Annotated in this window: 15 protein-coding genes; 2 read left to right on the top strand and 13 right to left on the bottom strand. The window is 58.1% G+C overall.

What is annotated here, in order from left to right; translation table 11 throughout:
- Positions 1-2 precede the first annotated feature (2 nt).
- The 7 genes from QOL84_RS00590 to QOL84_RS00560 all read right to left on the bottom strand — a co-directional run bounded on the left by QOL84_RS00590 (position 3) and on the right by QOL84_RS00560 (position 6,867).
- The gene (locus tag QOL84_RS00590; protein WP_041481041.1) at positions 3-998 is read right to left on the bottom strand and encodes a major capsid protein; all 996 of its coding nucleotides are present in this window, start codon (positions 996-998) and stop codon (positions 3-5) included.
- 62 nt (positions 999-1,060) lie between these two features.
- Entirely contained in the window at positions 1,061-1,405 is a 345-nt protein-coding gene (locus QOL84_RS00585) for a head decoration protein (RefSeq protein ID WP_105705117.1), read from the bottom strand.
- Positions 1,402-2,556, bottom strand: a complete 1,155-nt coding sequence (locus QOL84_RS00580) for a head maturation protease, ClpP-related (RefSeq protein WP_283435771.1) — start codon at positions 2,554-2,556, stop codon at positions 1,402-1,404. The genes QOL84_RS00585 and QOL84_RS00580 overlap by 4 nt, the downstream gene beginning before the upstream one ends.
- A complete protein-coding gene (locus tag QOL84_RS00575; RefSeq protein ID WP_283435770.1) occupies positions 2,553-4,034 on the bottom strand; it encodes a phage portal protein in 1,482 nt (493 codons plus the stop codon). The genes QOL84_RS00580 and QOL84_RS00575 overlap by 4 nt, the downstream gene beginning before the upstream one ends.
- Positions 4,034-4,240 (bottom strand): phage head-tail joining protein, encoded by a 207-nt coding sequence (locus tag QOL84_RS00570; protein ID WP_008087653.1) that lies wholly within the window; start codon positions 4,238-4,240, stop codon positions 4,034-4,036. The genes QOL84_RS00575 and QOL84_RS00570 overlap by 1 nt, the downstream gene beginning before the upstream one ends.
- Position 4,241: 1 nt before the next feature.
- Complete coding sequence (locus QOL84_RS00565; RefSeq protein ID WP_283435769.1) at positions 4,242-6,272, bottom strand: phage terminase large subunit family protein; 2,031 nt, start codon at positions 6,270-6,272, stop codon at positions 4,242-4,244.
- Positions 6,273-6,276: 4 nt separating this feature from the next.
- Entirely contained in the window at positions 6,277-6,867 is a 591-nt protein-coding gene (locus QOL84_RS00560; protein WP_105705121.1) for a terminase small subunit, read from the bottom strand.
- Between the two features lie 205 nt (positions 6,868-7,072).
- Here QOL84_RS00560 and QOL84_RS00555 point away from each other — a divergent pair, with 205 nt between their 5' ends.
- Positions 7,073-7,687, top strand: coding sequence for a hypothetical protein (locus QOL84_RS00555; RefSeq protein ID WP_186622949.1), 615 nt, complete (start codon positions 7,073-7,075; stop codon positions 7,685-7,687).
- A gap of 132 nt (positions 7,688-7,819) precedes the next feature.
- Here QOL84_RS00555 and QOL84_RS00550 read toward each other — a convergent pair whose 3' ends face one another.
- Positions 7,820-8,158 (bottom strand): phage holin family protein, encoded by a 339-nt coding sequence (locus QOL84_RS00550; protein ID WP_186622950.1) that lies wholly within the window; start codon positions 8,156-8,158, stop codon positions 7,820-7,822.
- Positions 8,159-8,293: 135 nt separating this feature from the next.
- On the opposite strand from QOL84_RS00550, the gene QOL84_RS00545 reads away from it, so the two are divergent.
- On the top strand, positions 8,294-8,590 hold the full coding sequence (locus QOL84_RS00545; RefSeq protein WP_186622951.1) for a hypothetical protein: 297 nt from the start codon (positions 8,294-8,296) through the stop codon (positions 8,588-8,590).
- A gap of 150 nt (positions 8,591-8,740) precedes the next feature.
- On the opposite strand, the gene QOL84_RS00540 is transcribed toward QOL84_RS00545, so the two are convergent.
- From QOL84_RS00540 to QOL84_RS00520, 5 genes are read right to left on the bottom strand one after another with little or no spacing between them, the layout of a single operon-like run.
- A complete protein-coding gene (locus tag QOL84_RS00540; RefSeq protein WP_283435768.1) occupies positions 8,741-9,217 on the bottom strand; it encodes a hypothetical protein in 477 nt (158 codons plus the stop codon).
- The gene (locus QOL84_RS00535) at positions 9,214-9,549 is read right to left on the bottom strand and encodes a hypothetical protein (protein ID WP_186622952.1); all 336 of its coding nucleotides are present in this window, start codon (positions 9,547-9,549) and stop codon (positions 9,214-9,216) included. Before QOL84_RS00535 ends, QOL84_RS00540 begins: the two co-directional genes overlap by 4 nt.
- The gene (locus tag QOL84_RS00530; RefSeq protein ID WP_283435767.1) at positions 9,546-12,245 is read right to left on the bottom strand and encodes a DUF5906 domain-containing protein; all 2,700 of its coding nucleotides are present in this window, start codon (positions 12,243-12,245) and stop codon (positions 9,546-9,548) included. Before QOL84_RS00530 ends, QOL84_RS00535 begins: the two co-directional genes overlap by 4 nt.
- Positions 12,242-12,448, bottom strand: coding sequence for a TraR/DksA C4-type zinc finger protein (locus tag QOL84_RS00525; protein WP_283435766.1), 207 nt, complete (start codon positions 12,446-12,448; stop codon positions 12,242-12,244). The genes QOL84_RS00530 and QOL84_RS00525 overlap by 4 nt, the downstream gene beginning before the upstream one ends.
- Complete coding sequence (locus tag QOL84_RS00520) at positions 12,441-12,929, bottom strand: phage regulatory CII family protein (RefSeq protein ID WP_186622965.1); 489 nt, start codon at positions 12,927-12,929, stop codon at positions 12,441-12,443. Before QOL84_RS00520 ends, QOL84_RS00525 begins: the two co-directional genes overlap by 8 nt.
- Between the last annotated feature and the right edge of the window lie 175 nt (positions 12,930-13,104).

Below are 13,104 nucleotides of genomic sequence, written 5' to 3'. Positions count from 1 at the left end.
GGTCAGAGTTCCAGCAGGATCTGGGCGCGCGGTCGAGTGCACAGGTGCAGCGGGTTGGACTGTGCTTCACCGGCCATGCCTTTGTTGAAGGGCAGCGGCTCGATCATGCTGTAGTACGGGATGCCCTGGGTGTTGACCGTTTCCATGTAGTCGGCCGGTGCAAACACGGAGATGTACAGATCGGGCACGCCTTCCGGAACCAGCAGCGCCTTGTCGTCATGGACGAAAGAAACGCCGGCGACCTTGCCACGGTAACGCTCCCAGATGATGCCGCCGAACTCGAAACTTTCGCGTGCATCACCACGCAAGGCCGCCGCTTGCTGACTGTTAAGGTAGGTTTCTTTGACCGATTTATGAACAATCAGCTTGTTCCAGAAGTTCTTGCCGCAAAAAGCGCGCGAGCCGGTACTGGTCACGCTGCCCAGCGCATCCTCCTGCATGTCCAGCGCCTCACCGCACTTGACCCGCAGCTCGGTACCGGCCTCAGTCAGCCCCATAGACAACTTCTGACGCTGCACACCGAAGCGCTCATACAAGTCCAGCAGCACCGTCGAACCATCAGCGTCGAGGATCTGGCCGTTGAGTGCGCCCATGCGCTGGAACTCATGCGTCGCATCCAACTGACGACGCGCCTTGGCCAGACGTGCATTGACCACGTCCTGCACCGCCTGCAACTCAGTGCGAGTGCCGAAGGCGCGGATGCCTTGGATCTCATCCGCCTTGATGGTGAAACGCTCCGGCAGGTGCACGGTGTTGAACGGGATCAAGTTACGCTTGCTCGCAGCAACCACCAGGCCAGAACCACCGCGCTCACCGGCCGGCACCAGTGCCAAAGTGTCACCGTCCTTTTCAATCTGTACGGTCAGGGTGGTAATGCCTTCCTCGCGGAACAGGCCCAAGGCGCTGATGCGGCCCGGCAGGTAGGGTTGATCATTGAGTGCAGCGGTCAGCGAGGTAACGGTAAACGCTTCGTCTTCAAAAATGGCGATATCGGCCATGGGTACTCTCCAGAAACGAAAAATCCCGCACGCGGCGGGATGCATACAAAAAAAGGATCGACTTAACGAACGATCACGAAATGAGTGGCGAGTGCTTTCTCGGCGGCCAGATCCAGACCGGTCAAATGCGCTTCGCTGACTTCGGCCAACCGCACCACGGCACGACCGCGACGCACCACATCGGATTCGCCAAGCGGGCCGTAGAGAATGGCGACAGCGTTTTCGGTGCCGTCCTCGGCAGTCGGTTCGTAGGGTGCAAATTCGCCGGAGGCGGTCACCAGTCCGAGAATTTGCCCGGGCCACAACGCTGGGCCGGCCGCGACGTTGATCGCTTCACGCGAAATATTGCCCGCGCCTTCGGACAGCAGGAATTCACCTGCGTGCATCGGTTCCTGTTTGATGGTCATGCTCGTGCTCCTTTTGCGCTTTGCGCGGTTCCAGTTTGGGCCGCTTGGCGAGCGGCCCAAATCGAGTTGGGATCAGGTTGTTTGGCCAGCACCTTGGGCGCTAGGTCGTCCGCCAGCGGCAGACTGTTGTCGATTTCAAAGCCCTTACCGCTGGTGACAATCTTGTCGAACAGACGCCCCCGCACCGCCGGCCCATCCAGACCTGCAGCGACATACTCGGCGCTGAATTCCGGCAGCCGCGCGGCCACGCAGAGGTCGTTAATCGCCTTGGCGCGTGCCAGACCCGCCAAAACGATCTCTTCACTTTCAAGCTGGGTGGACTTCAGCAGCGGCTCGATCAGGTTGCTGATGCCCGCCGCCGTGCAGCGCTGTGTGACCATCAATGCCAACTTGGCCGAGTCGACTACAGGCGGTACCAGCGGCGGTTCGACAGGCTCAAGATCCGGATCCGGTTCGGGTGCCTCGTCGAGCTGGGCCAGCAAATCAGCCGGTGCGTTCTGGAATCGTTGCAGCACCGCGCCTTGACCGAGACAGGCTTTGACCTTGACGCCGTCGCCCACTTCATCGGCCAGCCCCAATGCCACCGCTTCGTTGGCGGTCAGCCAGGTTTCAGCCGCAACCAAACGCCGCAGTTCCACCTCATCAATGTCGGGCGCCTTGGCCTTGTACGCCGAGATGATCGCTTCCATGGTCTGGTCGAGAACGTCGGCCACCTTGCGGAAGTTCTCCGCATCACCGGCGGCGTAAGTCCATGGGTTATGGATCATCAACATCGCGTTGGAAGCGATGACCACGCGGTGTGCGCCGCACACGGCCACACTGGCCGCACTCGCGGCCAGTGCATCGATCCGGCCGGTGCAGCGCTCGCCCAGCCGCGACAGCGCGTTGTGCATGGCCAGACCGTCGAACAGGTCACCGCCGATACTGTTGAACGCGGCGACCACCGGCGACACACCATCATCCATGGCGCGCAGATCCTGCACGAACTGATTGGCAGTGATACCCCACGCGCCGATCTCGCCATAGACGAAGACTTCGATCACTCGCTCGGTGGCCTCGCCGCTGGCATGAACGGCGTACCAGGTCTTGTCCTTGACCTCGACGCGTTTGCCGGCGCGGTTGTAAATACGCGGTTTCGCGCTCTTGCTCATGGTTGCTCCTTGTCGTCGGTGTCTTCGACGGCATCAAGGGTGTTGTAGTTGAGGCCCAATAAGGTGGCGCGCGCCAGATCGGCGGCGTTTTCCAGATCAACCGTTTCGGCGTCGTAGCCGGTACGCAGGACCATCTCGCTGCGCGACGAAAAACCGGCTCTCACCTCCATCGCTCGTGCTTGCACGTCCTGAACCGGCTGGATATAGGCCCAGCCTTGTGGAACCCAGCGAGTGCGAAGGTACTGGCGGCGCTTCTGTGCGTAATCGTCCAGCACCAGAACACCCGACAGCACCGCCATGTCCATCCACGCGGCCCGCACGGGGCGGCAAAGTTGATGGACGTACACGCTGAATTGCAGTTGTTCCAGGCGGCGCCGAAACTCGTTGAGCACCACTCGCAGCGCTCGATCGTTGATCCCACGCATGTCGCCGGTGAGGATTTCGTAAGGCGTACCCGACCCCGCTGCAGCAGCCATCAATTGCTGTCGCATAAAGTCCGGGTAGTTGTTGCCGGCGTCTGGCGGTTTGGAGAACTCCACCTCTTCGCCCGCGCCCAGCTCCTGCATGGTGCCGGGTTCAAGCGCGACCATCGGCGTGAAGCCGTCGCGATCCAGATCAAGCAATTGGCCGGTGACGGGATCGCGTGGAACCGGTCCCGACTCCGGTGCGGGACGCTTGATGAATCCGGCAAACAGGTTGGCCACCTCTTGGCGGAACAACACCGCGTCGTCGTAGTTGTCCAAACTGCGCAGGCGCTTTAGCACCGGCGACAGTCTCGGCACACCGCGCAGTTGTCCTGGCTCAACCGGTTCGAAGATGTGCAGCACTTGAGCCGCCGGCACGCGCACTAGCTGGTTGTAGCCGGCGTTCAGCGAGGCTGCATCGCGCGGATGCGCCAGATACATCCAGTACGCCACCCGCTTGCCGCCGGGCGTGAACTCAATGCCGGCACGGATGACGTTGCCGTTCTTGGTGCTCTCGAATTTGTCGTGCGGCACGAATTCCGGTGCGAGGATCTGGAGCTGCAGCGGAACTGCTAAGCCTTCATCCAGACCGCGTGGCCGCAAGCGAACAAAGCATTCGCCCGAGGTTTCCACCGTACGCGCCACCAGTGCCTGCTGGCCGTAGAAGTCGGTACGGTCATCTGCATCGGATTCATCGACCCAATCTCCCCACAGCTCCTGGAGCAGTTTGCGCAAGGCATCATCATCGGTCGTTGGCCTAGGCGTGATGCCGGTGCCGATCAGGTTGCTGACGCGCTTGTCGATGACGTTGAAGGCGTAAGGGTCGTTGCGAACCGCCGCCCGGGAGCGCGACCGCAAATTGCGCAGAGCCGGAGTATTGATGCTGTTGATCCCGTTGTCGGGAGCGTCCCAGCCAGCGGAGCGGCGCCCTTCTCCAGCGCCTTCGTAACTGGCCTTGATGTTGGACGGCAGGACGAATCCGTTACGGGTCAGCGTTGGGAAGTGTCGAGCCATCAGACCCCCTTCCCTGCATGGTACAGCCGGACCACGCGCGAACGTGGCCCAGCTGCACTTGCCAACGACGATCGTATTTCCTCGCGCGCCTTGAGCAGTTCATCGACCGTGCGGTACTCCACGGTACGGTCGGTGTAGCGCACAGTTTTCTCACCGCGAGCAATGGCCGCCTCAACCGCGTCGAGGTGCTTTTTTGTAAAGGACATATCAGCGTCTCTTCAGATAGCCGCTGGCAGAGCTGCGGCGTTGAGGGGGTGCGGCTACCGGTCGCGGCGTTGCGACCGGTGCAGCGGGTTGCGGTGCGGGTACGAGTGCCGCTTTCGCATTGCTAGATGACTGCTGCAATGCGATGGCAATACGTTCGCTTTGAACGGGTTTTATAGCTGCGGTGTCATCAAACAAACCGGCCTGTGACAGTGACTGTCGGACCCGCTCCCAATCGTGTTCCTGATACCGGTTGATACCCAAGTAATGGGCCATGGCCAGGCAGTACACCATCAGGTCGAGCGCTTCGTTGCGCTCCGCCTTGCCCTTGACCCACTCGATACGCTTGTGACCGCGCACGTAACGGGCGACCTTACGTTCGGCCACGCATTGAGCGAAGAACTCATCCGGCAGGTCGTTGGCAAAGTGCAGCGATCCCGGCCCATCCGGGAACGGGTAGCGGTTGTAGATCCAGTCTTTGGCGGTGTCGGTACCGACGAACCACAGCTCGGCGCCGTTGCGTTCGGTCTGGCCCTTCCAGGTCACGTCGACCATGGACGGGCGCTGAGCGATCACCGGCCTACCCGGCTTGCTCGCACCCTTGATGGCGAAGACGTTACGCCAACGACGGGCGCGGCAGAACTGGTAAACCTCGTCGGTGTGATGACCGCCGGAGTCGACACCAGTGGCGAGAATCCCCAAGCCGACACCGCAGGGATGCCGGTACCGCGCCTTGAGTTTTTCGTCCAGCACTGCCCAGGTGCGCTCATCCGCCGGGTCGCCCCATATGATCTGGTGATCCACCACCCAGCGCTCCATGCCGACGCCGAAGCCCATCACCATCAGTTCAAGGCGGTTGGCCTGAACGTCGACGGCGCCGGTCAGCATCAGCACGCCCAGCGGCATAGCGCCGAGGGTGTATTTTTCCAAACGCGCCCGAGCGATCAACACTTCCGCCTTGGTCTGTTCGAGCGCGCTGTCCCATACCTTGGCCAGTCGGGTGTTGTAGAACACCTGCATGAGACTGGTATCGCCTTGCGCCTGGGCTTTTTTCGCGTCCTCGAACTCGACGGCGAGCGAGGCCCAATCCATCCAGCCGGTCGGCGAATACAACGCACTGAGATGAAACCCGACGGTCTTACCATCGCCACGACCATGCGCACGCCATTCACCTCGGGCGAGCATGTCGCTTTTGTGGTGCTCCTCGATCAGCACGTCGCACTCAGGGGCGGCGCACTCGTAATGCACGGTGGCGTAGTCCGCGCTGTAGTGCAGCCGTTCCCACTCCAGTACCTGCATATGACCGCACGTAGGACATGGCACGTAGTAGTGACGCTGGTCGCTGGATTCGAACAAATCTGCGATACGCGAAGCGCCTTTGATTGTCGGCGAGCTGGAAAAATAGATCTTGGCGTTGCGACCGAAGTTGGTTGCCCGAGTTTCGGCCAGCCGGATGGGATCACCCTCCTGGCCAACATCGTTCTCCCAGCGATCGACTTCGTCGCCGTAGATGTAACGTGCCGACAGCTCCGAAAGGTTGGCCGCAGAACCTGCAGTTGTGACGTACAGCGAACCACCTTCGAATTCCTTGGTGTCCATCGTATTGCGCGCGTCCCGTGAGCGGCTCGTTGCCACGCGCTCGCGTAACACCGGGGTGGCCTTGATGGTCTTGCTGATCCGCCCCGAAACCCGCTTGGACAATCCAAGACTGGGCAGCAAGGCCAAGATGTTCGACGGTGCCATGTGGATCAGTCCGCCCATCCAGTTGAGAGCGATCTGGGTCTTCATCAACTGCGAGGCCATCATGGTGACCACGCGCCTGCAGGGGTGAGCCGGCGACAGGCAGCGCATCGGCTCTCGGGCATAAGGTGTGCGTGAGGTGCGGTACTGGCCTGGCTCAGGTGCGCCGGTGTCTCGCGGGATTCGCATGTACTCATCGGCCCATTCATCAATCCAGAGATCGGGGTCAGGGCGCAGTCCACGGAAGTAGTTCTCACGGTACACCTTTGCACCGTCAGAAAATTCCGTGTGCATGGGGTCAATCCGCTGTCATGGCATGTTCAAGATCCGCCGAAGAGAGGCGCTCTGCCTCTTCCAGCGTCCGACGGATCGTTGCCGTCAGGTGTTTTTCGATTTGCCAAGGATCCGTCATCGCCGCCAAATCATAGGACAGCTGCGGAAGCGGCCCAAACAACTGGTCGCGCAACAATCTGCCTGCGTCGTAGGCACCGGTCTCGACTGCCTCCCTGGACACCAACGAACCCTGCGCCTTGCCCAGCTCGATTTCGGCTAGTTTGGCCATGTTGTGCTCGCGCAGTGCGCGGGACCGCTGGTAGTCAGGGTGCTTGCCGTCCACGGGTATCAGTTGCGGCGGCGCAGCCGTGGAGGTCGGCTCGCTGACGTGGGACAGTTGACTGTATACGTCACGCTGAATCCGGTCTTGCTGGTGACGTTCGGCAACGGCGACCTTGCTGGGATCGCTGGTTTTATCAAGCAGCGCCTCGGTGGCTTCAAGGTCGATTTTGCCGTTCTCGGTAAGCACCAGCCGATCCTGACTGGCCAATTTTGAGACATAGGATTTGGCCCAACCGCGCCGGGCCGCAAACTCCGTTTTGCTGATGATTGTCATGATTAATTCTCCAGTTCACCCCGCGAGTTCACCTGTTCACCTCAGTTCACTAAGCTGGTGAACCGTCCGCTAACACAGTCCCGCGGGTTTCCGACCCCGTACCTGACGTAACTTGCCAGGGTCCCCACGAACGCGGTGCTGCAACCAATACTTTCCTATCAGGTTTCATAGTATATTCCGGCCTTTTTCACAGAATTGAGAAGCGATGCAGATCAACATTACGTGGCAACGAACTGGGGCGGCACTCCTCGTTCTGATTCCCTTGGGAGTTTGGCTAGACCAGCACAACCAAAGCTCGACTCAAAACCATATCAACGACCTTAACAACCAGATAAAGGCGTATGAGAAGTCCAGCACATGGAAACTCCCAGAAACGTTGAAGCAGCTGAATTCCGTGAGCGAGAAGCTAGATAAGCAACTCCAGACTCAAGGCGACCTTGTCAAGCTCGGAAATGAAAACGAAGAGCTTGAGAAAAACAACGATCAGCTAACTGAGAAGCTCAATACAGCGAAAGCCGAAAACGATGACCTTCGCGCGAAGTCAAAGCTGCTCACCGAACAGCTGAAGCAAGTCTCGATTACTCCGCAGGAGCTTGTGCTGACCGCTGGGTCAAGCGCTGAACTCGTGAAGAATCACATCACATTCGGCGTTGAGGACATCTATCCAACATGGGTGGTTGGGAATATCAACAACGAGACTGTCAGGCTGAATATTGGTAACTACAAGTCCGTAAATATCTTGGACGATACCTGCACACTGAGACTCACGAAGATCTCCAGACCATCCGCTCAATTCAGTTACACCTGCCAACAAAACTAGGTCGTCCTCGAAAATAAGTCAGACAGCCCTGGTACATCCTAGCCCGCGCTTGATCGTGAGTTCCGTAACCCGTGTAGGGGGCGACCCTCGGGGAGGACCCGGAAAAATCGCCTCCCCCGGTCGGCCCCGCACCTAGGTTCGGTCGGTCGATGCCGACTCGGAAAGGCCAAGCCGCTTGGCGGCCCAGCGTTCGTACAATCCGATGGCCACATCCGCGCCGGCCATTGCCGTGAGGCAACCCAAGGCGCCCGCCGTCCAGATCGTCATGCCCGCGGCGATCATCAACATCATCGCCGACACACCGCAGACAATGCAGGCCCCGGACCGAAGCGCGAGACGGCGCAACAACGCCCAACCCCGCGCCCCATCCTTGTCGGCTCGCCACATCTCCCCCGATACGCCTCCGACCAAGGCCAGCACGATCACCAGCCAAATAGGCATCTCTGCCAACGCATGCTGCTCGCTTGTCATTACTCCTCCTAAACCAATTTTTGCATTCGATAGTTAGTTTGAACTGGGGTGAATTTATGGCCTGTATTTTGATTTGTTGGCGCTCGTGAGTGGCCTTAAGCTGAGCACTCAACTCAACTCCAGCACGGTGTCGCAATGACTAAAATCGAAGCAGCTCAACTATTCCTCCCACTTGTAATTGGTTACTTCACGATCAGTGGAGAGCGGCTCGTGGACTTCAAAGTCTGTGTCATCTGGACCGGACTACTGGTGCTGATTACGAGCCACATTCACAGCATCTATTTGCTTTTCACAAATAGTCAGATGGAGTTCTGGGTGCGGTATGCCGCATTGAACCTAGCCGCCATTGGTTTACTCGTACTGTTCCTCGTGGCGTTGGTGCTCAAAAAATATCTGCGTGAAGAATTGTTGAGCAAAATGAGTCGGGCATAAAAAACCCCACCGAAGCGGGGTTGGGTGACCGGCACAGGGAAGGCCGAGTGAAGCTGCACAGCACGTGCGAGGTCAGCGCCGAGGCGCAAATTCCATATCGTGGTGACTTTTTACCCGCCTCCGGAAAAACCGAAAAGAGGCTATTTTCGGTCATCCGCCTCGACGCGACTTTGACGCAACCTTGACGCAACTCTGAGGTAAATTACGCCGACGAACGGTATAGCCATGAGCAACGCCCATACGCGCCATCAAGATCACCATCACCTTCTGGTGCAGTGCCTGCACCCAGTTTCGGTAAGTCCGGTCAGCGCCTTCGGACAAACCAACTTCACGCATCTGCTCACGCACTGATACCCCGTAGTGGTATCGAAACCGAGCTAACTTCGCCAAGGCTGGCCCACGCCCTGCACCACTCTCCATCTCAGCAATAGCCGCGTCGACCTCCGCGGCCGCGTAGTCCATGCCGGTACCGCCCCCGAGAAGCGGGCGGGGGCCAAGTGTTCCGCGTGGTGCACTCCCCTTCCAATCCATGATGACGCCCATTTGACTGCCCAAGCTGGCCTCATGGCCGAACCGGGCTTGCTGCTCCCCCCAGTGCCGCATCAGGCTTTCAATGTCATCGATCATTGCTCCTCCCCCCGAAAAACCGAACCCAACACAGAAAAACCGCAACCTGACACAAACCCAACACAGATAAATCCCTTTAAATTCAATGCTTCAATCAAACTTGAGTTGAGTGTGTTGGGTTTGTTGGGTTTATCAGTCTTCGCATAAGAAAAAATTCCTTCCGTTGAATTCGTTGCAAAGAACGTCTTGCATGCGCGTGCGCGACACAAAACCCAACACACCCCACACAACACCCGCGAAGGCATGTAATTAGGGCACTCAAATTGTGTGGGGTATTCAAAATCAACTCGACACACACTCAACACACCCAACACACTTTTGAAAATAGTCATGCTGCAAGCGCCTTGATGTGATCCCAGCTGTCCACGTGCCAGCCCGCCAGCTTGGCCTTCGCCCGCCAGTTCTCCACCTGCTTGCCCAGCTCTGCCGCCTTGAGTGATGGGGGCGGGGAAGCATCCAGATCCACGGGAAAGAAAAACGCGCCGAAGCGACGGTTATTGCCGTCAGTCCAGGGTATCGCCCGCGTTTTATCCACCTCGGAACTGATGAATAGAGAGAACTTGGTCTGACTCATCACGTGCTCTTTGTTGCGCTGGCACCATTCGAGAAACAACGAATAGAGGTCGGTCGAAAGACACGGCGCCCAAAGCCCATGCCCCAGCTCGCTGTACTTCCACAGATGCAAGAATGTTTGCCAGCCGGCCCGGCTCAAGGCCACCAAACGCTCACGCGCCTCGGTCGATGGCGGCCGCGTGCGCTGGTTGAAGTCCCCGAGATCGACCGACAATAACCAACCATAGAGCGCCGCCACCCCACCCTGCTCCAGTTCACGACCAATCGCCTTTTGCCTTGCGGCTGGCAGGGTCTCCATAGGCCACATGACCAGCATTCGTCGATCACTGTCGCTGATTGGCCACGGAAGAATCTCGTTACTGAGAAACACCGCGTTCATGTGATTGGCTTCTTCCCAGCCATTAATGAATTTCGACTCCATCCGCACAGTTTTACCAGTGATCAGGTGCTTGATCTTGCCCACCTGGTTGTAACGTTGATCGCGACTGACGACTTCTTCAAAGACCGACCACAATTTTCGGCTTTGCCAAGCGTTGAAACTGCTTTCTAACTGCGTTTGACCAACAGTCGCCGCATATTGGCCGTAAAGCATGCCGAGCGCGTCAGCGAACAAAAGGCTCTTGCCCGAACCTTCCATGATCGAATGCATCAACACAGCGGTATCCATCTTGGCGCCCAAGTGCTGAAGCGGATACGCCAGCCAGCGAGTTAACCAATCGGTTGCCGCCTCATCATGGTTACAAAGAAATGAGATCAGCCAACGCAGGTTGGCACACGCTGCATCATCCCTGACTGGCTCAAGCGGCAACCCGTCAAAGGTATTGATGTACACCGCAGGATCCTTCGTCATGGTCGGATCAAACACGATGTGCTCAACATCGACGGTGCGGCGCTCGCTGCTGTTCAACCACAACGGATAAGTGTCTCCCAGAGCCATCTTCACCGCGCCCTCGGCTATGCGCCGCTTCTTTTCGCGATCCCAAACGTCTTTGGTGCCATCGATGTAAACGTATCGATCGGTTGGAGACATCCCGAATGCGCCGCCCTTCTTCCCGGCCATGCGGCGCGCCTGCTCGATGTCGCGAACATGGTCGTCAGAAATCAGCCTCTTTCCGGTGTCGTCCAACCAGGCTTTAGCTAGAGGCTTGCCCACGCGAGCTTCGAAGGCGGACTTCTTCATTACCTTCGATTGGTCGCAGTCCCACACGTGCGTGGTGCCCTCGACCAACGCAAAACGACGCAGAATGTGATCCAACGTTATGACCTCCCCCGCCCCCCCGTCAGGAGCAGGAGCGGCCTCGCTGGACGGGCATGTTTCGTCGGAGATCGGCCCGCTCAATTCTCCGGATGGGGTCGGGGGAAGATCATTCGGATCTGGACGGGCGGCGTATTGCATGCCCAACATTCGCGCAGCATCCTTCACAGCCTTCGACTGGTCGCCACCGTGCTCGAGTAAGCAGAACACTTCAAAGGCGTCGTTCTGATGCCCGTTCGCGAGAGGGTCAGCACCGTGGTGCGAATAAACCTTGTCCTCACTGATCGTCACCCCTGGCAGACCGGTGCTGCTTTGAGGGTACAGCCACTTATTGCCTCGCTTGATGTATCCATGGGCACGAAGAAGCTCCGCAACATCGTGACAACGGTTGAATTCATCAATTACCGAGGGCTGTTTGCCGCCACCGAGTGCAGGACGCTTTTGGGCTTTGACCGGTGGCTTTGGTGGCGCAACCGCCCATGGACACGCAGCTTCAGCATCTCGCTTAAAAAACTCCCAATTCTGCCAAATGGTAAGCAGCTCGTTGGTCAGTGTCGGCAGCCCGTCAGTAGCACTTGGAGCAGTTTTCCAGATGTAAGGTTTGCCGGTACCGGGATGAATTGATGGTGGAAATACGTCTTGCACCAATCCCGCACGTAGTTCAAAGACCGTGAAGCGTTTGAACGGCTCGGCTTCGGTTCGTGCAGCAGCTTCTGCGGCAAGATCACCCTGTTCTTTCGCAACCTTAGCCTTGTCCATCAACCCTTTGAAAATCGAACCGTCCGGGTCTTTTTCATTCGGCCATGAAAGTGAATGACGCGTGAGTTCGATGCCTTCCGGCACCTTGAACACCACCCGGAATCGCAGCGGATTCCCGACGATAGTCGGGAACACTACTGCCATCGCATCAAGGTCAAGCCCCAACAGTTCATACAGAACATGTCGCGTCCATTGAACGTCATCAACATCCAGTGAACAAACGCGGCTCGGCCCCAGCACGACGCCAAGGTTGTGATTTGGGTTTCGTTGCCAGAACGCCTCGGCCATGTCGGCGTCGGTGATATAGCCTCCGGGCTTATTCCACCCTAGGCCTTTCGGAGCCTTTTCACCTGGATCAATCGATACGAGTGCCAAGTCAAAAGTACTGATGTAACGCTTTGCCCATATAGCGATGGCTGTTCCTTTGCCCGATTCACTCATCGCCGGGCCTCCCGCAACTCCTGACAAGAGACGCAGGTCTCGCAACCTTCAACCTTCTGCTGTCGAAGCAACGGGATTGGTTCGTCGCAGTCGTCACAGAACTGCGCGCTAGGGCGGCTCGATGGCACGCGGCGACTGCGATGAATAGCAACATCAAGCAGGTATTGCGCCTGCTCGTTTGCGCGGTCGATATCATCAGCCATTGATGCGATCCTCCATCGCCTGACGAGCGCCCGCCATGATTCCAAGGACTTCGCGTATCACATCCATTCCGTGCTTTTCGAGATCCACGACTTCATGAAGCTCCCAGACGTTGTCCGCCGCGCCGTCGTGCATCTTGGCCACGAATTCACCGGTTTCTCCGAGTAGCTTACCAACCGCTTTCAAGGCATCACGGGTTGCCGGTACGGGCACGGGCCGGTACCAAACCGCACTTGCTGGACGCATCAATGCGTCCAGCAAGCGTGGATCAGCGGTCAGCCTGATCACTTCCTCAAGCTCATCTGGATTCAGCCAGCGGCGTTCTTCATCGAGCTTGAGTTTCTTCTGGAGGGTGTCGTTGTCCAACACCATTTCAAAGGCAAGGGCGGTGATTCCGCCCTTGTAGTCACGACCAGCGCGATAAATCGCTTGGCGTAGTGGCAGGACCGGACCAGCGTCCGGCAAAAGATCTGTGCGACTCATAACCGTAAATCCCCTGTTTACGGTGTAGCCATAGCCCAAGGTAAACCCTATCCTACGACCACGACCGATGTGCATGTGCTGTGTATCGTCGTAGCTGGGCTGGGGGATTCTTTGGTGAGAGGCCCCAGCTCAGCACCTTTTAAGCAGCCGACTTAAGATCGGCCGCTTCTTTCTC

Origin of the sequence: Pseudomonas helmanticensis, from assembly GCF_900182985.1 — a bacterium.
Classification (GTDB): Bacteria; Pseudomonadota; Gammaproteobacteria; order Pseudomonadales; family Pseudomonadaceae; genus Aquipseudomonas; species Aquipseudomonas helmanticensis.
This window is presented reverse-complemented; position numbering and strand designations above follow the sequence as displayed.